Origin of the sequence: Halomonas sp. (assembly GCF_052095765.1) — a bacterium.
GTDB lineage: Bacteria > Pseudomonadota > Gammaproteobacteria > Pseudomonadales > Halomonadaceae > Halomonas.
Genome location: NZ_JBQDJZ010000010.1, coordinates 22,041 through 42,524, shown reverse-complemented (window position 1 = coordinate 42,524; position 20,484 = coordinate 22,041). Strand labels below are relative to the sequence as shown.

Annotated in this window: 21 protein-coding genes; 4 read left to right on the top strand and 17 right to left on the bottom strand. The window is 57.4% G+C overall.

Annotated elements, in window-relative coordinates:
* The 3 genes from ACTH3D_RS02740 to ACTH3D_RS02730 all read right to left on the bottom strand — a co-directional run.
* Positions 1–314: DUF1244 domain-containing protein (locus ACTH3D_RS02740; protein WP_441665004.1), on the bottom strand; the 314-nt coding region annotated here is incomplete at its 3' end.
* A 35-nt stretch (positions 315–349) separates the two neighbouring features.
* Positions 350–988 (bottom strand): helix-turn-helix domain-containing protein, encoded by a 639-nt coding sequence (locus tag ACTH3D_RS02735; protein ID WP_441665002.1) that lies wholly within the window; start codon positions 986–988, stop codon positions 350–352.
* Positions 989–1,105: 117 nt separating this feature from the next.
* A complete protein-coding gene (locus ACTH3D_RS02730; protein ID WP_441665000.1) occupies positions 1,106–2,044 on the bottom strand; it encodes a histone deacetylase family protein in 939 nt (312 codons plus the stop codon).
* A 109-nt stretch (positions 2,045–2,153) separates the two neighbouring features.
* Between ACTH3D_RS02730 and ACTH3D_RS02725 the strand changes: the two genes are divergently transcribed.
* Complete coding sequence (locus tag ACTH3D_RS02725) at positions 2,154–4,898, top strand: bifunctional acetate--CoA ligase family protein/GNAT family N-acetyltransferase (RefSeq protein WP_441664998.1); 2,745 nt, start codon at positions 2,154–2,156, stop codon at positions 4,896–4,898.
* 81 nt (positions 4,899–4,979) lie between these two features.
* On the opposite strand, the gene pdxH is transcribed toward ACTH3D_RS02725, so the two are convergent.
* From pdxH to ACTH3D_RS02710, 3 genes are all read right to left on the bottom strand, one after another.
* Positions 4,980–5,621 (bottom strand): pyridoxamine 5'-phosphate oxidase, encoded by a 642-nt coding sequence (gene pdxH, locus ACTH3D_RS02720; RefSeq protein WP_441664996.1) that lies wholly within the window; start codon positions 5,619–5,621, stop codon positions 4,980–4,982.
* Positions 5,622–5,718: 97 nt separating this feature from the next.
* Positions 5,719–6,057, bottom strand: coding sequence for a branched-chain amino acid transporter permease (locus ACTH3D_RS02715; protein WP_441664994.1), 339 nt, complete (start codon positions 6,055–6,057; stop codon positions 5,719–5,721).
* Positions 6,054–6,743 carry an AzlC family ABC transporter permease gene (locus tag ACTH3D_RS02710; protein WP_441664992.1) on the bottom strand — a complete coding sequence of 230 codons (690 nt, stop codon included), beginning with the start codon at positions 6,741–6,743 and terminating at the stop codon, positions 6,054–6,056. Before ACTH3D_RS02710 ends, ACTH3D_RS02715 begins: the two co-directional genes overlap by 4 nt.
* A gap of 119 nt (positions 6,744–6,862) precedes the next feature.
* On the opposite strand from ACTH3D_RS02710, the gene ACTH3D_RS02705 reads away from it, so the two are divergent.
* A complete protein-coding gene (locus ACTH3D_RS02705; RefSeq protein ID WP_441664990.1) occupies positions 6,863–7,537 on the top strand; it encodes a cytochrome b/b6 domain-containing protein in 675 nt (224 codons plus the stop codon).
* A gap of 181 nt (positions 7,538–7,718) precedes the next feature.
* Here the strand turns inward: ACTH3D_RS02705 and ACTH3D_RS02700 are convergent, their stop codons facing one another.
* The 5 genes from ACTH3D_RS02700 to ACTH3D_RS02680 all read right to left on the bottom strand — a co-directional run bounded on the left by ACTH3D_RS02700 (position 7,719) and on the right by ACTH3D_RS02680 (position 10,252).
* A complete protein-coding gene (locus ACTH3D_RS02700) occupies positions 7,719–8,186 on the bottom strand; it encodes a c-type cytochrome (RefSeq protein ID WP_441664988.1) in 468 nt (155 codons plus the stop codon).
* Positions 8,187–8,328: 142 nt separating this feature from the next.
* Complete coding sequence (locus ACTH3D_RS02695) at positions 8,329–8,724, bottom strand: DUF2069 domain-containing protein (RefSeq protein WP_441664986.1); 396 nt, start codon at positions 8,722–8,724, stop codon at positions 8,329–8,331.
* Positions 8,724–9,350 (bottom strand): NAD(P)H:quinone oxidoreductase, encoded by a 627-nt coding sequence (gene wrbA / locus ACTH3D_RS02690; RefSeq protein ID WP_441664984.1) that lies wholly within the window; start codon positions 9,348–9,350, stop codon positions 8,724–8,726. The genes ACTH3D_RS02695 and wrbA overlap by 1 nt, the downstream gene beginning before the upstream one ends.
* Before the next feature lie 25 nt (positions 9,351–9,375).
* Positions 9,376–9,717 (bottom strand): arsenate reductase (glutaredoxin), encoded by a 342-nt coding sequence (gene arsC, locus ACTH3D_RS02685; RefSeq protein WP_441664982.1) that lies wholly within the window; start codon positions 9,715–9,717, stop codon positions 9,376–9,378.
* A 118-nt stretch (positions 9,718–9,835) separates the two neighbouring features.
* The gene (locus ACTH3D_RS02680) at positions 9,836–10,252 is read right to left on the bottom strand and encodes a gamma-glutamylcyclotransferase family protein (protein WP_441664980.1); all 417 of its coding nucleotides are present in this window, start codon (positions 10,250–10,252) and stop codon (positions 9,836–9,838) included.
* Between the two features lie 82 nt (positions 10,253–10,334).
* On the opposite strand from ACTH3D_RS02680, the gene smrA reads away from it, so the two are divergent.
* Positions 10,335–10,928 carry a DNA endonuclease SmrA gene (smrA, locus tag ACTH3D_RS02675; RefSeq protein WP_441664978.1) on the top strand — a complete coding sequence of 198 codons (594 nt, stop codon included), beginning with the start codon at positions 10,335–10,337 and terminating at the stop codon, positions 10,926–10,928.
* Positions 10,929–10,970: 42 nt separating this feature from the next.
* Here the strand turns inward: smrA and ACTH3D_RS02670 are convergent, their stop codons facing one another.
* The 5 genes from ACTH3D_RS02670 to metH form a co-directional block, all read right to left on the bottom strand.
* A complete protein-coding gene (locus tag ACTH3D_RS02670) occupies positions 10,971–11,585 on the bottom strand; it encodes a DUF934 domain-containing protein (RefSeq protein WP_441664976.1) in 615 nt (204 codons plus the stop codon).
* Entirely contained in the window at positions 11,578–13,230 is a 1,653-nt protein-coding gene (locus tag ACTH3D_RS02665) for a nitrite/sulfite reductase (RefSeq protein WP_441664974.1), read from the bottom strand. The genes ACTH3D_RS02670 and ACTH3D_RS02665 overlap by 8 nt, the downstream gene beginning before the upstream one ends.
* A gap of 163 nt (positions 13,231–13,393) precedes the next feature.
* Entirely contained in the window at positions 13,394–13,717 is a 324-nt protein-coding gene (locus ACTH3D_RS02660; protein ID WP_441664972.1) for an AzlD family protein, read from the bottom strand.
* Positions 13,707–14,423 (bottom strand): AzlC family ABC transporter permease, encoded by a 717-nt coding sequence (locus ACTH3D_RS02655; RefSeq protein ID WP_441664970.1) that lies wholly within the window; start codon positions 14,421–14,423, stop codon positions 13,707–13,709. Before ACTH3D_RS02655 ends, ACTH3D_RS02660 begins: the two co-directional genes overlap by 11 nt.
* Positions 14,424–14,493: 70 nt before the next feature.
* Complete coding sequence (gene metH, locus ACTH3D_RS02650) at positions 14,494–18,198, bottom strand: methionine synthase (RefSeq protein ID WP_441664968.1); 3,705 nt, start codon at positions 18,196–18,198, stop codon at positions 14,494–14,496.
* A gap of 339 nt (positions 18,199–18,537) precedes the next feature.
* On the opposite strand from metH, the gene nfuA reads away from it, so the two are divergent.
* Positions 18,538–19,128: a Fe-S biogenesis protein NfuA gene (nfuA, locus tag ACTH3D_RS02645; RefSeq protein WP_441664966.1), complete on the top strand. Its 591-nt coding sequence runs from the start codon at positions 18,538–18,540 to the stop codon at positions 19,126–19,128.
* A 79-nt stretch (positions 19,129–19,207) separates the two neighbouring features.
* Here the strand turns inward: nfuA and ACTH3D_RS02640 are convergent, their stop codons facing one another.
* Positions 19,208–20,224 (bottom strand): DNA-binding protein, encoded by a 1,017-nt coding sequence (locus ACTH3D_RS02640; protein ID WP_441664964.1) that lies wholly within the window; start codon positions 20,222–20,224, stop codon positions 19,208–19,210.
* Between the last annotated feature and the right edge of the window lie 260 nt (positions 20,225–20,484).

Sequence of the window (20,484 nt, the reverse complement as noted above, 5' to 3'; positions counted from 1 at the left end):
TCACTTGCCTCCTTGTTGCGCTGTGTGGCGGCAAAGGCTTCCTGCTGTTCGGGCGTTGCCGGGATCTGGTACAGCGACTTCCACTCGTCATAGGGCATGCCATAGACATATTCGCGGGCAGTCTCATAGTCCAATGTCAGCGCTTTATCTTCAGCGGCGGCAACCATCCACTTTGACAGGCAGTTGCGGCAGAAATCAGCCAGAATCATCAGGTCGATGTTCTGAACATCCTTGCGCTCATCAAGATGACGCAGCAGCTGGCGGAAGGCAGCGGCTTCAAGCTCGGTGCGCGTGGCATCATCAAAGGGCAGCATTCAATACTCCTTGGTATGAGAGGGAACGGGGAAGTCTACAGTCTGGCGCCGCTTTCCCGAGTACAGACCGACAGTACCACAGCATCCTGGGGGCTGGTCGATACCAGAGCATGGCCCATGCTGCTGTCGAAATAGATGCTGTCACCCTTGGTCATCGCCAGTGGCTCATATAATTCGGTAAACATCTGGATGTCGCCCTCCAGAACCATCAGGAACTCCTCCCCATCGTGACGCACCCATTCACTGAAGTCTTCAATGCGGCGTGCGCGAACTACCGTCTTGAACGGAATCATGCGTTTCTGTGTGAGTTCGCAGCTGATCAGCTCGTGTTCGTAGGTCGGGGTAGGGTGCGGCTGACCTTGACCATGGCGCGTCAGGTCGCGGCGCCCCAGGGTGTTGGATTGCTGCCTGGGTGGTGTAAACAGCTGGGGAAGGTCAATGTTTAGACCGTTAATCAGCTTTTGAACTACCGTGAAGGTGGGCGAGATCTGATCATTTTCTATTTTCGACAGGGTGGAGCGGGCCAGACCAGTTCGCTCACTGGCGTCGGCCAGGGTCCACTGGTTGGCCAGACGGATTTCTCGCAATCGTGCGCCCAGCTGAAGTGGCTCAACAAACGCTTTGCGCCCAGAGGCAATCTGAAGGGCGGCATCCTGATCGTTGCTGGAACTCATGGCGGCGGTCACTAGGCAAAAGCAGTTGGCACAGACTACCATAAAAACGACTGCTTTCCGCAGGTGCCGCCGCTTCGTTGGGGGCTATATTCAGGCCTGCCTTGGGGTCTGTGTGTTTCAGGCCGACTCGAAAGGCAAGCCCAGCAACGCCAGCAAATGCGCTTCTACGCTATGGCCGATCACATCCAGGTTGTAGCCTCCCTCAAGTACTGACACCAGGCGACCATCGGCATACAGCGAAGCGATCTCAAGCGCCATCTGGGTTACCCAATAGAAGTCTTCATGCTCCAGGCACAACTCACCCATGTGATCTTCCCTGTGGGCATCAAAGCCCGCTGACACCAGCACGAGATCAGGTTTAAATGAATGCAGCTCGGGTAGCCAGTCTCTTTCTATGGCTTTGCGGAAGGCCGGACCGTCTGTGCCCGCTGACAAGGGCGTATTGATGACATTGTGTGACTCGGTGCGCAGGTAGCGCCACGGGTAAAACGGATACTGATAGCTACTGCACACAAAAACGTTGGGGTTGTCCTTGAAGATATCGATGGTGCCGTTGCACTGATGCACATCGAAATCAAGAATGGCCACGCGCTGGGCACCATAGCGGGCACGAGCGTAAGCAGCAGCCACGGCGACATTATTGTAAAAACAGAACCCGGTGGCTTCTGCGGCCTCTGCGTGGTGGCCCGGAGGACGTACCGCACAAAAAACGTTATCGGCCTGGTTGCGGTAGACCTGATCCACACCCCGGCAGGCGGCACCAGCGGCAAAGCGGGCAGCAATAAGGCTGCCGGGTGTCATGATGGTCTCGCTGTCCAAGGCGACGGTGCCATACTCGGGCACGCACTTAGCCAGCGAATTCAGATGGCGAACTGGGTGTACTCTGGCCAGTTGTTCGTCCTTAACCTCTACGGCATCAGACTGCATGGTCTGCTGTAAAATCCCGGAGAGCATGAGGCGTGCGCGAATGGCGTCAAGCCGCATGGGACTTTCGGGGTGGTCTGGACCCATGTCATGGTGTTGACTGCTGGGATGTGTAATGTATGAGGTGATCATGCTGGCGCTCCGCGTCGATATAGCTCACCTTAGGCGTCGCAATGGCCTGTAGAATAGTGTTCTTAAGTCGAATGCATCAGGCAGACTCGAACATCCGTGGAGGACTGTAATGAGCACCCGCTTTCTGGATCACTTCTTTCAACCCCACAGTATCGCTGTGGTCGGTGCCTCTGAAAGGCCCAACTCTATGGGCGGCCTGGTCTTGAAGAACCTGCGTCATGGCGGCTTTACTGGCCCCATCACGGCGGTCAATCCTAAGGGATATTCCACGGTATTTGGTGAACCTTGCGTCACACGGATATCGAAACTTCAGGAAGTGCCAGATCTTGCGGTGCTCTGCTCACCGATTGCAACAGTACCTGAAGACATCGAGGCGCTGGGCACGTTTGGCGTTAAGGCAGCACTGGTGCTGTCAGGAGGCGCATTGCTAAACGACAAGCGCGGCAAGCAAGGTTCGATCCGCGAGCGTATGCTAGCTGCAGCATTACAGTCAGGTATCCGTGTGCTCGGTCCTGAATGCATGGGGCTGATCGTGCCCGGCAGCAAGCTCAACGCTACCTATATCAGCCAGACGGTTGGCAAGGGAAAAGTGGCGTATCTTGGCCAGTCCGGCATGCTTGGCAATGCCATGATTGACTGGGCGGCAGGGCGCGGTATCGGTTTTTCCCATCTTCTGACCCTGGGCGACAGCGTCGATGTGCGCCTGCCTGACCTGATCGACTACATCAATCAATATTCACCCACCCAGGCCATCTTGCTGCATCTGGAACATATCCATGATTCTCAGCATTTCATGACGTCGCTGCGTGACGCGTCGAGAAACCGCCTAGTAGTCGCCATCAAGAGTGGTCGTACTCCAGAAGCTGACATCAGTGGCATTGCACCGACGCCCGGTATTCCCAGCCGGGACACAGTTTACGCGGCTGCCCTAGCGCGCGCAGGCGTTGTGCGGGTTGATGACTCAGATGAGTTGTTCGATGCACTGGAAACGCTGTCGCGGGTCAAGCCGATGCGCGGTGACCGTCTGGCAGTGGTCTCCAATGGTTTGGGGCCGGCGATGCTGGCCATCGATAAGCTGATTGGCGCGGGAGGTAAGCTGGCCAGCTTTACGCCTGAGACACGCGATGCCTTGCGCCGTGATGACGTGGATATCAGCAAACCGGGCGAGAACCCGGTAGATCTGGGCGGGCAGGCGACACCCGAGCGTTTTGTTGAGGCTCTTGAGTGGGTGGCGGCGGATCCTAACGTGGATGCGGTGCTGGTGGTGCATGCACCCACTCGTCTAGCGCCGTCAAAAGCGACGGCTCAGGCCATTATTGCTGCGCGCAAGCGCTTTCGGCGTAACCTGCTGACCAGCTGGATGGGATTCGATGAAGCGCTGTCTGCGCGTCACGAAAGCAACTTGGCTGGCATACCGACTTACATGTCGCCCGAGAAAGCCATCAAGGCTTTCATGCACATGGTGAATTATCACCGGGTGCAAGCGCTGCTCCAGGAAACGCCGCCCAGTCTGCCATTCAGCACCACACCTGAAATCCGCAAGCAATGCCACGCGTTGATCGCCGAAGCGCGACGACAGAAGCGTGAGACGCTTTGGCACTCCGAGGTGGCCCAGGTGCTCGGAGCGTACGGTATCCCCGTGGCGGAAAGTCATCATGTGAAAACCGGAGAAGAAGCCCGGCGTGCTGCTGAAACGATGCCCGGTGAGCTAGCCATCAAGGTGGTGCATGAAAACAACTGCCGACCTTTTTATTACCGTAAACACCCGCACAAGCTATCGGCCGGATTATTGCAGGACTTGAGTACGCCCGATGATGTGGCAGAGGCTCAGCAGCGCTTGGAAGCGCGCATGGCCGAGAAGTTTCCCGAGATTGAGATTCGCGAGTACTGCCTGCAAGAGATGCAACGTGGAAAGCACTCCATGCAGCTATGTGCGGGTATTACCCGGGATGCGGTGTTCGGGCCGGTCATCGTCTTTGGTATTGGTGGCTACAAAGCGAATATCCTTGCCGACCGCCAGGTGGCATTGCCGCCGCTGAACCTGACTCTGGCGGCTGCCATGGTGTCGCGTACCCACGCAGCAAAGCTGATTCGTGAGCATTCTCGCGATCCGGAGCGCGACCTTGGCAGGATTCATCAGGTATTGGTGAAATTGTCACAGATGTCTAGCGACTTGCCAGAGTTGCGCGGCCTGGAGATTAACCCCCTGTTGCTCAATCGTGACGGTATGTTGGCGGTGGACTTCGCCATGGATCTTGGTACGCCGGCGCGTTTTGCCATCATGCCGTACCCTGAGGAGCTGCGTGAGAACGTAGTGCTCAAGAACGGCTGGGAGGTAGAAGTACGGCCTATTCGGGCCGAGGATGCGCCTCTGCTGTCGCGTTTCCACGCGCAGCTTTCTGAAGAGAGCATCCGTTTTCGCTACTTCCACAACAAGGCTGACCTTACCCAGCGCGATCTCTCGATGCTGTCTCAGATCAACTACGATCGCCAGATGGCGTTTATTGCCGAGCGTTTGGATGAAAGCGGTAACAAGGAAATGCTAGGTGTCGTGCGGGTCTGGAATGATCCGGATAACATCCGCACTGAGTTCTCGGTCATCATCCGCGATAACCTGCAGGGACTGGGCATCGGCAGCCTGCTGATGAAGAAAATGATTCGCTACTGCAAGAGCGTAGGCACACTGGAAATGATTGGCAAAGTCATGGTCGATAATCACCCGATGCGCGGACTGATGAAGCACCTGGGGTTCAACCAGCACTACAACATGGAAGAGCAGGTGGTGGATGCGATACTGCGGCTTAACGAACCGGAAACCGACTGGCAACGCCACCGTCTAGAAACGCCCGCCTGATTGTAGATAACGCTGGCCGAGCTATCTGTCTCGGTCAGCGTTATCTGAGAGCGAAGAATTGGGAAGGCGCAGTGCCGGGTCTCAGGGGGCCAGGCGGAAGTGGTGCCATTCCCCGTCGCGGTATTCGTAGCGAATACGGTCATGCAGTCGGCTCAGCTGCCCTTGCCAGAACTCGATCATGCTGGGCACGACCCGGTATCCCCCCCAGTGTACCGGGCGGTGGATTTCCTGATCGGCATAGACCTGACGATAGCGCTGTTCGCGTTCTTCAAGCCATTCGCGATCGGGAATGACTACGCTCTGGGTAGCCACCCAGGCACCTAGCTTGCTGTCCCAGGGGCGGCTTGCAAAATACGCGTCAGACTCTTTTTTGCTGATCTTGTTGACGCGTCCTTCTATGCGCACCTGTCGATCCAGTGACGGCCACCAGAACGTTAGCGCCGCCTGAGGTACATTCGCCAGCTCGCTGCCTTTGTGGCTGTGATAGTTACTGTAAAAATACAGCCCCTGCTCATCACTGCCCTTGAGTAGTACCACTCGTGCATGGGGGTGGCCTTGTCTGTCGACTGTTGAGAGCGTCATGGCATTGCCATCCAGCCCCTCACTGTCAAGCGCCAGAGCCAGCCACTCGTCAAACAGCGGCATTGGCTCATCAGGCATGATGGACTCATCCATCTTTCCACCTTCGTAGTCGCGACGTATGTCAGCGATATTGCGTGTCATGGGATTCTCCTAAGATTCATGTCCCATGGTGGCGATTTGTGGCGTCAAGCTCAACACCCCATGGTCATTCCAGCAGCATTTTGTGCCTGGCCTGAGGCTAGCCCAGCTGCACCATGGCCATATAAGTGCCTGTTCCACCGATGATCGAGAGTAAAGCGTTGCGCCGCCACAGGTGCAGTACGGCAACGATCACGGAAGCGATGATCATCGGCCAGCCGGTACCGCTGGTGTTAAGCTGGCTGTCCAGCATCGGGCGGAACTCGCGCAGCGCATAAATAACTAGGATCATCATGACTGCCGGTGGCAGGTAGCGACCAAGGTGAAGAATCAGCGGATGGTCTGCTTGTTTTGCCAGCGCCATGAACGGAATGACACGGGTGGCGAAGGTCGCCACAGCGCACACCGCAATAAAGACCAGTAGGTTGGCGAGGTTCATGTTTGGGCTCCCAGGACATCACGTGTCATCCGATAGTGCACCAGCAACAACAGGCTGGCCGAGCCGATGGCGCCCAACAGCATGTGGCGGTCGGGCAACACCACCAGCGCCAGCATGCCGCATAGTAAGGCAATACCAAAAGGCAGCCAGCGGCGCAGACGGCGCGCCTGCTCGAGCGTCAGCACAATGAACAGTGCGGTCAGGGCAAACTCGATGCCGCGACTGTCAAACTCAATGTTGGCGCTGGCTGCAGCGCCAATCAGGCTGCCGAGTATCCACCACAGCTGGTTGAGCAGACTGATCCGGAATGCCTGATCATGGCTCTGGTTCGGCTGGCTGGTCAGCAGCGAGTAGGTTTCATCGGTGAGCGCAAAGATGAGGTAGGGCTTACGCCACCCAGACCCTTTGAAGCGTTTGAGCAATGAGAGACCATAGAAAAGGTGGCGTGAGTTGAGCATTAAGGTGGCCACTGCGACTTCTATCAGACCGGCACCGGCGCCCAGTAGCGCCACGGCCAGAAACTGGCCGGCGCCGGCATAAATCACCAGTGACATGAGTACCGCAGCCCACACGGGAACACCGATTTCGACGGCAAGAATGCCAAACGCTGCCCCCAGGGGCAGATAGCCGAACATCACTGGCAGTGAAGCGCGAAAAGGCTCCTGCCAGCGGCGTTGGTCATGCATGTGAAGTCTCCGCACTCTGCTTCAGGTATAGTGCGGTATTATAAACAAATGGCAGCGAATATTGTTGGCTTGCTAAGGGTTTCTGCCACATTTACAGGACATCCAGAGAGGGGGGAAGTATGCAGAAAATCAAGGTGTGGGATCTTCCCGTCAGGTTTTTCCATTGGTTGCTTGTTGCTGCCGTTGTAGTGTCTTACTACACCATGAAGACCGAAGGAGCCCCGTTCGACTTCCCGGTTGAAATACATGCCAAAGCTGGCTATATCGCGCTTGGCTTGCTGGTATTCCGCTGGGTCTGGGGGCTAACAGGTACCCATCATGCCCGCTTCAGTAACTTCATTTATTCACCGGCCAATACCTTTCGTTATCTACGCGGCCTGCTGAGCGGGCAGGGCGCTGCCTATGCAGGGCATAATCCGCTGGGTGGCCTGGCGGTTCTGGCGCTGCTGCTTTCCCTGAGCCTACAGGTGGGCAGCGGGCTTTTTCTCACTGACGATATCTTCTTCAATGCACCGCTGTATTCTTACGTTTCAAGTGATATCAGTAGTGTGATGCGCAAGATTCATACCTGGAACAGCAATCTGCTGCTGGTGCTGATTGGCTTGCACCTGTTGGCACTGTTGGTACACAGCCTCAAGGGAGAGAAGCTGGTCGGGGCGATGTTCACTGGCTATAAGCACCTTCCAGCAGCTGCTGATGAACAGCACGGCCATGAGATAAAGCGACACATCAATCTTTGGGCTGCTTTGCCGCTTATCGCCTTTGCCGTGGGCGTTGTTGCATGGCTTTGGTGAGGTGGAGCTGAGTGTAAGCCGACGGCATTGAGGTGCTGCAATCACACATTAATAAAGGCGGCCACTGGCCGCCTTTATTGTCAGGTCTTTTATCGAACATCGCGGAAAACTTCGTACGCCTATAGGCGGTCAACTCACTGCCTGATACGAGTTTACTGATTAAAGACCCTGCTGAGCAGTATCAGTCGCCGCGGTACTCGTCGTGGCAGCTCTTGCAGCTCTGACCTACTTTGCCTACTTGCCTGCGCATGGCGCTGAAGTCATCACCGCCAGACAGTTCAGCCAACGTGGTTGTTTCAACGACCAGGTCGTTGCTCTTGCTCATGAAGTCGTCCATGTTGTCGGAGATCTTGGCAAGGGCATCGTTATCGACGCTGTGGTCACCGCCACGGAAAGAGCCTTCAACAAAACCTTCCCAGGGCATGTCAGCAAGTGCTGCGAGGTTGTTGGCGCGCAGCTGGAACTCTTCTGCGTCGTAATCCACATCACCCTTGGCCATGGCACCCAGTGGACCCATTTGCCAGGCCATGACGCCCAGAACATCCTGGCGATACTCGATGGCTTTATCATTTTCTTCTGTGGCTTGCACATTGGCCGAGAGCAGCAGGGCTGCCGCACCCAGGGTGCACATCTTGAACATTGCTTTCATCACGATCTCCTTGTCTTGGACTTGCCCATTCGCTGAGTGTTACTGACAGCCAGTCATTCAGCAAAAATGCAACGCGTGCCTATCCTAGCAGCCGCAAGCGTAATGGACACCGCTCATTATCCCAAAGTTCACTCAAACCAACTCAGCTATCACGCCGTAGCTGACGGCTACGAAAGCGCGCGTAGCCCATGGAACCTGTAAACAGGGCAAGTGATGCCAGCATTTCCAGTGCGCCCTGCAGCGTCCTGTCGGGCAGAGTAGCGACCATGACTCCCATGGTGAAATACAGCAGGCTGACGAAGGCCAGCCAAGCATGTCCCCGGGGGCGTTTGGCAATAATAGCCGGAGAGAACAGCAGCAGCGGCAGCACGAATACCAGCAGCGGTGTCATCGGGCCGCCGGAGCTTTCCACCATCAGCCCACGGTAGGCCGACAACAGTAGCAGCAGGATGAAGCTGGCAATAACCAGTATCCGGGACTGGTGGGTCAAGGTGTCCAACCCTTTGCGGTTCTCGAAGTCATCCATCCAGGCGCGCATCAGGACTCCCTTGTAGCGTGAAGCGCCAGCGCGAGACGGGCAATGCGGCTGCCCTGGGCATGGCAGAGCTGACGCTCATGTTTATCCAGAGGCTGGTCGCTGGCAGTACCGGCAACATGACTGGCCCCATAAGGGGTGCCGCCGCGAGTGGTGTGTAGTAGTGCCATTTCACTGTAAGGAATGCCAGCATAGACCATGCCGTGATGCAGCAGCGGTAGCAGCATGGAAATCAGCGTGGTTTCCTGGCCGCCATGCAGGCTGGAGGTAGACGTGAAGGCGCTGGCTGGCTTGTCGATCAGTGCGCCGCCAAGCCATAGTTCACTGGTGCCGTCCAGAAAATACTTCATGGGGGCCGCCATGTTACCAAAGCGGGTAGGGCTCCCAATTACCAGTCCGGCGCAGTGACGCAAGTCGTCCAGACTGGCATAGATCGCCCCTTGCGCCGGGATATCGGGCTCTACGGCCTCACAAGTGGCAGACACTGCTGGCACTGTGCGCAGACGAGCCTGGATACCCTGCTGTGACTCGATGCCAGCAGCGATCTGTTCCGCCATGGCGCGGGTTGCGCCGTGGCGTGAGTAATAAAGCACCAGTACATAAGGAAGGTTAGAGCGAAGTTCGGTCATGAAATTGACGCCATTAGGTAAAAGGTTAATCGACCAACTCGAGAACCCGTTCAGGCGGGCGGCCGATGACAGCACGTTCACCGGAGTCGGCGACGGGGCGCTCAAGAATGCGTGGATGCGCAACAATGGCCTGAACAACAGCGTCAATGTCGCTGGGATCAGCCCCCAGAGCTTTCCATTCACTTTCGCCCGTGCGGACTAGCCCCTGGATGCCATCCGGCAGTCGGGCGATCAGTTGGCGCAGTTCGCTCTCATCGAGCGGATCATCCAGGTAGCGTCGCACTTCCATCTTGATACCGGCTTCTTCAAGCAGCGCCAGCGCCTGGCGGGATTTGGAACAGCGAGGGTTATGCAGCAGTGTCAGCATGAAGAGCGTCCTTACAATGGGGCCGCCCCATAACAGGTTCATCCCGGGGGGGCGATGCAAACTGGCTGGTATTGTAGGCGCGGGGGAACGCCGTCTCAACTTGACGAGCGATTGCGCGTTACTGTGCCAGCCGCCGATAGACCCAGACCTGCTGGCCATCTGCCAGTCGTACCCAGGTGCGCTCATAGCGAACGCCGAGCCGCTCGTAGCGATCCAGCCGCATCAGTTCGTTGCTGCTGACCTCAAGTATCAGGCCCTCTGTTCGGGCGTTCTCAGTGGGGTTCAAGTCCAACCCTTGGCGCTCAAAGCCGTCTAGCTGCGCGATCGTCGGACTGCCTGTGCGGCCATACACCAGCCAGCGCACCGGAGCATAGGTGAGGGTGCCGTAAACGAATACCTGCTGCGGGCCGTCAGGTAGCGTTGGCAAATCAGCAGGGCGCTGGTACGTCCAGGGGCTCAGCAGCGTAAGCCATAACCAGAACAACAGGCCAAAGCCGCCAAGCAGACTGGCGAGAAAAAGATGTCGGACGCGCATTTGGCTCCACAGGCAGGGGATTAATCATCGTCAGCCGTGATGCTAGGATAAGTCATCCTGTCACTCAAGCCGAGGTATCACCATGAATCTGCCAAAGCGCGATGATGTGGACTTCCAAGCGTTGATGGATGATGTACGCCCGCTTTCGCATGGAACCAATCGCGCGGACACTGAGCCGATGCGAAGTTCACCCAGTGAAGCGCAGCTGGCCCGCCGTAAGAGTGCGGTTCAGAGACTGGGCGAGAGCGATTTCTTGTCGGACGATTTTGTCGAACTGGTGCATCCCTTTGATCCGCTGGCGTTTCGTCGTGAGGGCATCCAACAGGGGGTGATGGATCGACTGCGTCATGGCGGATATCCGGTCCAGGCCAGCCTGCATCTGTTGCGTCGGCCACTGGAAATGTGTCGCCGCGAGTTGCCGATGTTTATCCGTGACGCCCATGCCCATGATCTGCGTTCGGTGCTGATCGTGCACGGGCGGGGCCGTGAGCAGGACAGCCCGGCCAATATCCTGCGCTCGTACTTGGCCAAATGGTTGGTAGCGTTCGACGAAGTGCAGGCATTTGCGTCGGCGGGCAACGCCGACGGTGGCCTGGGTGCTACCTGGGTGATGCTGAGAAAGTCCGAGCGGGCGAAGAGTGCCAATCGCGAGCGTCAGCAGAAGCGCAGGGGCTGAGGGCTCTGCGCTTCTTTAATATGGCCGCGGCTATACGGAAGCTTAAGCCAGCGCAGCTTCCTGCCGCCTTGTCGCATAGTGCCGGCTCTGGGGTTGGCGCTCTCCAGCCTCGCGCAGACGGCGGCGAAACAGTGGCTCGGTGCTGTCCACGCCCGGTTGATAGCTGCGGCTGAAAGTTTTCAGCGCACGCAGGGCGTCTTCAACGACCTGATCTTCGCGCAGCGAAAACGCATCAAAACCGCAGCGCGACAGGTAAAACAGCTGGTCGATCAGCACATCGCCCACCGCGCGAATTTCCCCCTGATACCCATAGCGCTCGCGCAGCAGCCGGGCGGTGCTGTAGCCACGACCGTCAGTAAATACCGGAAAGTCGATGGCGATCAGTGGCGCGCTGGCAAGCTCCGCGGCAAGTTCAGCGGTCAGCTCGACATCACTGGCGAGCCATGGGGCAAGATCCGCGCCCTTGGCCGAGGCCTGCCATTGCTCGAGGGGCGCGATCAGACGACCTTCCGGTGCGGCGGCTTTGTGGTCTTTAAGCTCAAAGGATGGCTCACCCTCGGCGTCATTGCCGCGCCATAGACTCCAGCGGTCGTCAAGGTGGCGGCCGCGCAGGATCAGCGGACGCTCGCTATGATGTTGTGCAATCTGATCAGGCATAGACATGCTCCTTGAAGGGCTTGATACCAAGACGGCGATAAGTGTCGAGAAAGGTTTCATCTGGCTGACGGTTGCCGACATAGACGTGCAGGACCTTGTCGATGACCTCAGGCACATCGGCACGGAAGAAAGACGGGCCAAGAATCTTGCCCAGCGACGCATCGTTGCCTTGGCTGCCACCCAGTGAAATCTGGTAGTATTCTTCGCCTTTTTTGTCAACGCCAAGAATACCGATGGTGCCGACGTGGTGATGGCCGCAGGCATTCATGCAACCGGAGATATTAAGTTCCAGCGGCCCCAGGTCGTAGAGGAAGTCCAGGTCCTCGAAACGCTCCTGAATGGCCTGGGCCACCGGGATCGACTTGGCATTGGCCAGCGCGCAATAATCGCCGCCGGGGCAGCAGATCAGGTCGGCCAGGGTGCCCACGGTGGGGTTGGCCAAGCCCAGTGCATCCAGCTTGTGCCACAGTTCCTCAATGCGATCGACAGCTACGTCAGTGAGCACCAGGTTCTGTTCGTGGGTGACACGAATTTCGCCATAGCTGTATTCATCGGCCAGATCAGCGATAGCTGCCATGTGCTCTGAGGTCACATCGCCTGGCGAGTGTTCACGCCGTTTGAGTGACAGGGTGATGGCCTTGTAGCCGGGCGTTTTGTGGTCAGTAATGTTGTTGGTCACGAAACGCGAAAAGGCACGGTTCTCCACGCGCATTTGTTCATAGGCGGCGATGGCCTCGGCGGGGATCTCGCGCCGCTCAGGATCAACAAAGTGGCTGGCCACAGCAGTGACGGCATCCGGGGTCAGCGTCTGGGGGCCGTCTTTAAGGTGTGCCCACTCCTGCTCGACTCGACGACGGAACTCGTCAACACCCAATGCCTTAACCAGAATCTTGATACGCGCCTTGAATTTGTTGTCGCGGCGGCCGAACTGGTTATACACCCGCACCAGCGCTTCCAGGTAGGTCAGCAGGTGCTGCCAGGGCAGATCCTCGCAGATCACATCGGCAATCATCGGTGTCCGGCCCAGGCCACCGCCAGCCAACACCGTCACACGCACTTCGCCTTTATCGTCACGCCACAGCCTAAGGCCCACATCATGCACCAGGATCGCAGCTCGGTCCTGATCGGCACCGGTCACAGCAATCTTGAACTTGCGCGGCAGGTAAGCGAACTCCGGGTGAAAAGTTGACCACTGGCGAATCAGCTCGCACCAGGGGCGTGGGTCGACGTTCTCATCGGCAGCAATGCCGGAGAACTGGTCCGTGGTGGTATTGCGGATGTCGTTGCCGCTGGTCTGGATGGCATGCATCTGCACACTGGCCAGTTCGGCAAGGATATCCGGGACGTCTTCCAGCTTGGGCCAGTTCAGCTGCAGGTTGGTACGCGTGGTGAAATGACCATAGCCGCGGTCATAGCGGGCGGCTATCTCACCGAGTTTGCGCAACTGGTAGGACGCCAGCATGCCGTAGGGAATAGCGATACGCAGCATCGGCGCATAACGTTGGATATAGAGCCCATTCTGCACACGCAGTGGCAGAAACTCCGCCTCGCTGATCTTGCCTTCGAGATAGCGGCGCATCTGGTCGCGGAACTGGGCGACACGTTCATCGACCAGAATCTGGTCATGGTTATCGTAGCGGTACATTCAGCGCGTTCCTGAAAAAGGGAAGTGGCTTGACTGTCCGCTACCATAGCGCTTCGATGCATATTCTTAAAAAGAATATATAGCTATCTGTTGAGATTGTTTGGAAATAAGCAGATGGGGTAGCAGTCGTGAAACGCCGATGACGAGTCCTTTGCTGATGTCGCTAAACCATCATCGGCCAGAAATGGCGAAACAACGCGGCTACCAGTATGCCTCCTGTGATAGCTAGCAGCGGCTTCTTTACCGTCAGCATGATAACGGTAGTGGTCAGCAGGGCCAGACGAGCACCGTTATCACCAGTCACCGCCAGAGGTGCTAGTAGTGCCACCAGCACCGAGCCAGACATGGCGTGGATAAACTGCCTGACCCGGTAACCGATGGGCACGAAGGACATGACGAATACACCGCCCCAGCGCGTCACAAGAGTGACTAGCGCCATGGCCAGGATGATGGCCAGCGTCCCCAGGCCTGCCGTCTCAATACTCAAGGTTGCGCTTCCCCCAGAGCAGACCAGCCAGACCACCGGCGATAGCACCTACCACCACGTGACTGTTTTCTGGTAGGAAATAAAAGGCCAGCAGCGAGGCGCCTGCGGCTACCGTCCAGATCATCAGCATACGCAGATTCTTTTCGCCGCTGAGCACCATGGCGAGCAGAAAGCAGCCCATCACCATGTCAAGCCCCAGGCTGGCGGGGTCGCTTACGGCACCACCAACGCGCAGGCCAAGCCAGGTGCCAAGAACCCAGAAGCTCCACAGCGCGATACCACCACCCAGTAGTAGTCCAAGCCCCGGTCGGCCGCGAGCGAAGGCCTGTGTGGCCATGGCCCAATTGGCGTCAGAGGCGACCAGCATGATGGCGTAGCGCCTAGCCGGCGAGAGGGGCTCCAGCCAAGGATAAAGCGTGGCACCCATCAGCAGGTGGCGGGCGTTGATGGCGAAGACAGTGACCAGTAGTGTGAAGAGCGGAACCTCCGGTCCCCATAGTTCCAGTGCGGCGAACTGTGAGGCACCGGCAAATACCAGGGTACTCATGAGCACGGTGGCGGTGTCACTAAGTCCGCCCTGGCTTGCGGCAAGGCCAAAGGCGATACCGAACACCGTCACAAATAGTGAGAGAGGCAGCAGTGCTTTGAACCCGCTCCATACCAAGTCGCTGTCTAGCCGATGGAGGATCGATTCTTTGGGCGCCATGCGCTACTCCTCTACCTAACAGTTATTCGGGTTGATTGATATACCAACAGGCCCTGATCCCTCGCGAGCATCAGTCGGGGTCGTAGGACAGTACTGGGGCGAGCCAGCGCTCCATGTCATCCATCGTTCTGCCCTTGCGATTGGCCAGCGACTCGACCTGATCGCGGGTGATCTTGCCGGTGGCAAAATACTTGGACTGTGGATGGGCAAAATACCAGCCCGCCACCGCTGCTGCTGGCCACATGGCGAAGTTTTCAGTCAGTTCAAGTCCTGCGTTGGCCGTGGCGTCGAGCATGCGGAACAGCGTGGCTTTTTCGGTATGATCCGGGCAGGCTGGATAACCGGGAGCAGGGCGAATACCCTGGTATTTTTCGGCGATCAGTGCGTCGTTATCCAGGCTTTCTTCCGGCACATAGCCCCAGAACTCCTTGCGCACACGCTGATGTAGCCGCTCGGCGAAGGCTTCAGCCAAGCGGTCGGTGAGCGACTGCACCAGGATAGCGTTGTAGTCGTCACCGGCGGCTTTGTACTGTTCGGCCAGCGCCTCGACGCCGTGGCCGGTGGTGACCGCGAAACCGCCGATCCAGTCCGGCTTTCCGCTGTCCTTTGGGGCCACAAAGTCGGCCAGGCTATAACAGGTGCCGTCACGGTTCTTGGTGGTCTGCTGGCGAATATGGTGAAGGCGTTCGACGACTTCGGTGCGCGACTCATCGGCATACACTTCGATAACATCGTCATCGACACAATTGGCGGGCCACAGGCCGATAACACCGCGGGCATGCACCAGCTTCTCGTCGATCAGCTTGCGCAGCATGACCTGAGCATCATCAAACAGGTTGCGTGCGGCTTCGCCGACCTTAGCGTCGTCGAGGATTTTCGGGTATTTGCCGGTGAGTTGCCAGCTGATGAAGAACGGCGTCCAGTCGAGGGTTTCGAGTACCTCATTGAGGTCATAGCCGTCAAAGCTCATCAGGCCGGTCATGGTTGGACGGGGCGGCGTGTAGTCGTCCCAAGCGATATCCGGTTTGTGCTGTCGGGCCTCGGCGTAGCTGAGGTCTGCGGCCTTAGGGCGACGCTTGGCGTTACGCTCGCGGACCTTCTCGTATTCGGCGCGTATCTCGGCGGTGTACTCCGGTTTGAGTTCCGGCGACAGCAGCCTGGATGCCACACCGACCGCACGTGAGGCATCGGAAACATAAATCACCGGATGTTCGTAGCCGGGTGCGACCTTGACCGCGGTATGCGCTTTTGAGGTGGTCGCACCACCAATCAGCAGTGGTAACTCAAAGCCTTGGCGCTGCATTTCCTTGGCGACGCTGACCATTTCGTCTAGCGAAGGGGTGATCAGTCCTGAAAGGCCGATGATGTCGGCTTTTTCATCGATGGCGGTCTGCAGGATTTTCGCTGCAGGCACCATCACGCCCAGATCGACGACATCATAGTTATTACACTGCAGTACCACACCGACAATGTTCTTGCCGATGTCGTGTACATCGCCCTTAACGGTGGCCATGACAATCTTGCCTTTGGCCTGGGTGGTTTCATCCTTTTCCGCTTCGATGTAGGGCAGTAGGTGGCCCACCGCCTGCTTCATGACGCGGGCCGACTTGACCACCTGGGGCAGGAACATCTTGCCTGCGCCGAACAGGTCGCCGACCACGTTCATGCCATCCATCAACGGTCCTTCGATGACCTCGATAGGACGTGGAAACTGTTGGCGGGCTTCTTCGGTGTCCTCAATGATGAACGCCGTTACGCCTTTAACCAGCGCATGTTCAATGCGCTTCCCAACGTTCCAGCTGCGCCACTCCAGGTCTTCTTTTTTCTCCGTGCCACCGCTGTCGCCCTTGTACTTCTCGGCCAGATCCAGCAACCGCTCGGTGGCGTCCTCACGGCGGTTGAGCACCACGTCTTCCACGGCCTCACGCAGCTCGGCGTCCAGATCGTCGTAGACGCCCAGCTGGCCGGCGTTGACGATGCCCATCGAGAGACCAACGCGGATCGCGTGGTAGAGGAATACTGAGTGAATCGCCTCGCGCACCGTGTTGTTGCCGCGAAACGAGAAGGACACGTTAGAGACGCCGCCGGAAACCATGGCGTGGGGTAAGTTCTCGCGGATCCACTCGGTCGCCTGGATGAAGTCTACGGCGTAGTTGTTGTGCTCCTCGATACCGGTAGCGATCGCGAAGATGTTGGGGTCGAAGATGATGTCTTCGGCGGGGAAGCCGATCTCATCGACCAGCAGGCGATAGGCCCGCTCGCTGATTTCGGTCTTGCGAGCAAAGGTGTCAGCTTGGCCGGTCTCGTCAAACGCCATGACGACCACGGCCGCGCCATGACGGCGACAGATGGCGGCCTGTTTACGAAAGTCCTCTTCGCCTTCCTTTAGCGAGATGGAGTTGACGATGGCCTTGCCCTGGATGCATTTGAGGCCGGCTTCAAGGATCTCCCACTTGGAGGAGTCGACCATGATTGGCACTCGAGAAATGTCAGGCTCGCCAGCGATCAGGTTGAGGAAGCGCACCATGGCTTCCTGAGACTCGAGCATGCCCTCGTCCATGTTGATATCGATAACCTGAGCGCCGTTCTCTACCTGTTCCAGTGCGACTTCCAAAGCGGTGGTGAAGTCGTCTTCCTTGATCAGTCGCTTGAAGCGCGCCGAGCCGGTGACGTTGGTGCGCTCACCGACGTTGACGAACAGCGAATCGGCTGTGATGTTGAACGGCTCAAGCCCGGACAGACGGCAGGCGGCTTCGATGTGTGGCACCTGGCGCGGTGCCATCCCGTCAATTGCCTGCCTGATGGCGGCGATGTGTTCAGGCGTTGAGCCACAGCAGCCGCCAATGATGTTGACCAGCCCGCTGCTGGCAAACTCAGCGACGATCTCCGCCATTTCCTCGGCGGTTTGGTCGTATTCGCCAAACTCATTGGGTAGACCGGCGTTAGGGTGCGCTGACACAAAGGTATCGGCTTTGGCGGACAACTCTTGAAGATAGGGGCGCAGCTCGGCCGCGCCCAGTGCGCAGTTCAGGCCAACAGTTAGCGGCTGGGCGTGGCGCACGGAGTTCCAGAAGGCTTCAGTGGTCTGGCCGGACAGGGTGCGGCCCGAGGCGTCGGTAATGGTGCCGGAGATCATCACCGGCAAACGCTCGCCACGATCCTCAAACAGCTCTTCCAGGGCGTAAATTGCCGCCTTGGCGTTGAGCGTATCGAAGATTGTCTCGAGCATGATCAGGTCGCTGCCACCCTCGATCAGCGCCTCAGCGGCTTCATAGTAGTTCTCGCGCAGAGCATCGAAGGTCACGTTGCGTTTGGATGGGTCGTTGACGTCCGGCGACAGCGAGCAGGTGCGCGAAGTTGGCCCCAGTACGCCGGCCACAAAGCGCATAATACCGGTGGCTTCTGCCACCTCATCACACGCCTGTCGGGCCAGTCTGGCGGCCTCGCGGTTGATTTCAGGCACCAGGTCTTCCATGCCGTAATCTGACTGTGACAACCGTGTACTGTTGAACGTGTTGGTCTCGACAATATCCGCGCCGGCTTCCAGGTAGTCGCGATGAATGCGAGCCACGAGTTCGGGCTGCGTCAGCACCAGCAGGTCGTTATTGCCCTTGAGGTCGCTCGGCCAGTCGGTAAAGCGCTCGCCGCGAAAGTCTCCTTCGCTGAGCTTAGCATTCTGTAGCATGGTACCCATGGCACCATCCAGCATCAGGATGCGCTTTTTGAGGCACTCAGTCAGGGTGGCGGTCTGGGGCGTGTGTGGGAGGCCTGCCATGGTGTAAAACGTTCTCCAGCTTGAGGGTAGTGACGGTGTTTTGAGAGTCTTGTTATCAGTTTTTACCCGCTGCTGATTTCAGCGGGGTATATCGATACGCCTGAGTATCCTGAGTATATAGGTAGCTGTGCGCAGTGTGGATCAAGACGAGGTTGCATCGCCGCAATAGAATAGCAAATGCATGTGGCTGCAGGCAGAGGGAAAGCGGCTTGTTAAAGACCTACCAATACAGTCGGGATTGTCTCGCAACCGTGACTCGCTTACCATAAGTGGTATGTCATTTACTTTCCGTTCCGCGTGAGTACATTAAACAGGCGCGGTTCGAGCAACGAGAGAGCCATGAGCGAAAATATCCAAATTACCGACAGCGCCCAAGATTACCTTGCCGAACTGCTGGCCAAGCAGGATGTCGAGGGTATCGCCGTGCGTATATTTATCACCCAGCCCGGTACACCTTATGCAGAAACTTGCTTAGCCTACAGTCGGCCCGGTGAAGAAGAGCCTACCGATGAGCGGCTGGCACTCGAAAAGATTACGGTCTTTCTCGACAAGAACAGTCTGCCGTTTCTTGAAGAAGCCGTGGTGGACTTTAACGCCGACCGAATGGGCGGGCAATTGACCATCAAGGCGCCCAACGCCAAGATGCCCAAGGTCAACTCTGATAGTCCGCTGGAGGACCGCATCAACTACGTACTCTACAGCGAAATTAATCCGGGCCTGGCGGCCCACGGCGGTGAGATTAAATTAATCGAGCTGACTGAGCAGCAGGTAGCCGTGCTGGCCTTTGGCGGCGGCTGCCAGGGCTGTGCCGCGGTTGACTTGACTCTGAAAGACGGTGTCGAAAAAACCCTGATGGAGCGTATCCCTGAACTGGCGGGCATTCGCGACGTCACCGACCACACCGATACTACCAACGCTTACTATCGCTGAGAAAAAGCGCAGAGAGTGAGTGGAAAAAACTCAAGCCCGCCGTTATCAAATGGCGGGCTTGAGTTTTTTACAGCCTGTTTTATTCCTGATTAGGGCCTTTGTCATCGGCATCGTTGAGCACGCGCTCCAGTGACATCCATAGGCGATCCTGAAGTTTAGTTTCCAGCGCTTCTATCTGTGCATCGCGCTGTTCGAGCCGCTCTGTCAGTGTGGCGATATCATCTTGTTGAGCCGTTTCACGCGCGGTTAGGCGTGAGATTTCGCTGCGGGCTGCTGCTTCACGCTGCTCGGCGAGCATCCGCGCACGCTGCCATTCTGCCTGGGTCTCAGCCAAAGCCTGGCGCTGTGCCTTGAGTTCATCCTGGGTTCTGTCGAGCTGCTGCTCCAGGCGGCTACGCTGTGCCTGTTGTGCTTTTTCGGCCTGACGGTATTCCAGCCGGGCTTCGTCCAGCAGGCTCATCAAGCGACCCTCGGCGGCTTCATGACGCTTTTCTTCCTGATTTAGCTGCGCCTTCCAGTCTGCTTCGAGATCCCGGTAGCGCTGTTGGAAGTGTGTTTCGCGTTCTTCCAGCTTTTTTTGAGCCACGCTGGCCTGGTGTTCCAAGCGCTCCATCTGGGCTTGCTGTTGTTTATTGGCTTTGTGAGCAGCGTCAAGGTCTGCCTGGCTGCGCGCCAGTTCGGCTGAGTTCTCAGTCAGGCGTTCATCAAGCCGCGTCAAATGAGTTGATAGGGCGGATTCACGCTGCTCTGCGTCTTCAGCGCGACGACCTGACTCGGCGACCTGTTCGCGCGCTTCGGCTATCTGCTGATCGGCCAGCAGACGATAGTGGGCTAGCCCTTCATTGGCTGCCTGCTGCGCCTGCTCCCATAAGTTTTCAGCCAGCGCCTGAAGCGGGGCGGGCATGCTGCGTGATGGTGGCTGGTCTTTGCGCTGTTCCTTGCGTGATCGCCATTCACGCAGGTGCTCACTGATGGTGGTGAAACTGCCGGTACCAAGTACCTCGCGCACCTTCTGCACGCTGGGCGCTTCCTGGCGCTTCAGCAACGTATCAATGGCTCGCTGTACGTCCTCATACGTAATTCCAATCCGGGCCATGAGCGCTCCTGTCAGTATGTGAAATCTGAAAAAAGAGGTGGTCCGCCACGAATTCAGGCGCTTATGCAGGCTCTGGTAACCAGGCCACCAGATCTCGCCAGTGTAACAAAACGCAGGGTGCTAGTGCTTGTGTAATCCATGCCTGTATTGCACACCGGGTAACGAGCTGTCCAGATTAGCGCAAATTGAGTCTGTTTTGCTTAATAAAGGAAAGAAGAAACTTTATGTAGTGTAGCATTACGTAATACATAATATTACAT

Coding starts and splice junctions, on each gene's coding strand:
- ACTH3D_RS02735 (WP_441665002.1), bottom strand. CDS start 988: ATGAGTTCCAGCAACGATCAGGATGCCGCCCTTCAGATTGCCTCTGGG.
- ACTH3D_RS02730 (WP_441665000.1), bottom strand. CDS start 2,044: ATGATCACCTCATACATTACACATCCCAGCAGTCAACACCATGACATG.
- ACTH3D_RS02725 (WP_441664998.1), top strand. CDS start 2,154: ATGAGCACCCGCTTTCTGGATCACTTCTTTCAACCCCACAGTATCGCT.
- pdxH (WP_441664996.1), bottom strand. CDS start 5,621: ATGACACGCAATATCGCTGACATACGTCGCGACTACGAAGGTGGAAAG.
- ACTH3D_RS02715 (WP_441664994.1), bottom strand. CDS start 6,057: ATGAACCTCGCCAACCTACTGGTCTTTATTGCGGTGTGCGCTGTGGCG.
- ACTH3D_RS02710 (WP_441664992.1), bottom strand. CDS start 6,743: ATGCATGACCAACGCCGCTGGCAGGAGCCTTTTCGCGCTTCACTGCCA.
- ACTH3D_RS02705 (WP_441664990.1), top strand. CDS start 6,863: ATGCAGAAAATCAAGGTGTGGGATCTTCCCGTCAGGTTTTTCCATTGG.
- ACTH3D_RS02700 (WP_441664988.1), bottom strand. CDS start 8,186: ATGAAAGCAATGTTCAAGATGTGCACCCTGGGTGCGGCAGCCCTGCTG.
- ACTH3D_RS02695 (WP_441664986.1), bottom strand. CDS start 8,724: ATGCGCGCCTGGATGGATGACTTCGAGAACCGCAAAGGGTTGGACACC.
- wrbA (WP_441664984.1), bottom strand. CDS start 9,350: ATGACCGAACTTCGCTCTAACCTTCCTTATGTACTGGTGCTTTATTAC.
- arsC (WP_441664982.1), bottom strand. CDS start 9,717: ATGCTGACACTGCTGCATAACCCTCGCTGTTCCAAATCCCGCCAGGCG.
- ACTH3D_RS02680 (WP_441664980.1), bottom strand. CDS start 10,252: ATGCGCGTCCGACATCTTTTTCTCGCCAGTCTGCTTGGCGGCTTTGGC.
- smrA (WP_441664978.1), top strand. CDS start 10,335: ATGAATCTGCCAAAGCGCGATGATGTGGACTTCCAAGCGTTGATGGAT.
- ACTH3D_RS02670 (WP_441664976.1), bottom strand. CDS start 11,585: ATGCCTGATCAGATTGCACAACATCATAGCGAGCGTCCGCTGATCCTG.
- ACTH3D_RS02665 (WP_441664974.1), bottom strand. CDS start 13,230: ATGTACCGCTACGATAACCATGACCAGATTCTGGTCGATGAACGTGTC.
- ACTH3D_RS02655 (WP_441664970.1), bottom strand. CDS start 14,423: ATGGCGCCCAAAGAATCGATCCTCCATCGGCTAGACAGCGACTTGGTA.
- metH (WP_441664968.1), bottom strand. CDS start 18,198: ATGGCAGGCCTCCCACACACGCCCCAGACCGCCACCCTGACTGAGTGC.
- nfuA (WP_441664966.1), top strand. CDS start 18,538: ATGAGCGAAAATATCCAAATTACCGACAGCGCCCAAGATTACCTTGCC.
- ACTH3D_RS02640 (WP_441664964.1), bottom strand. CDS start 20,224: ATGGCCCGGATTGGAATTACGTATGAGGACGTACAGCGAGCCATTGAT.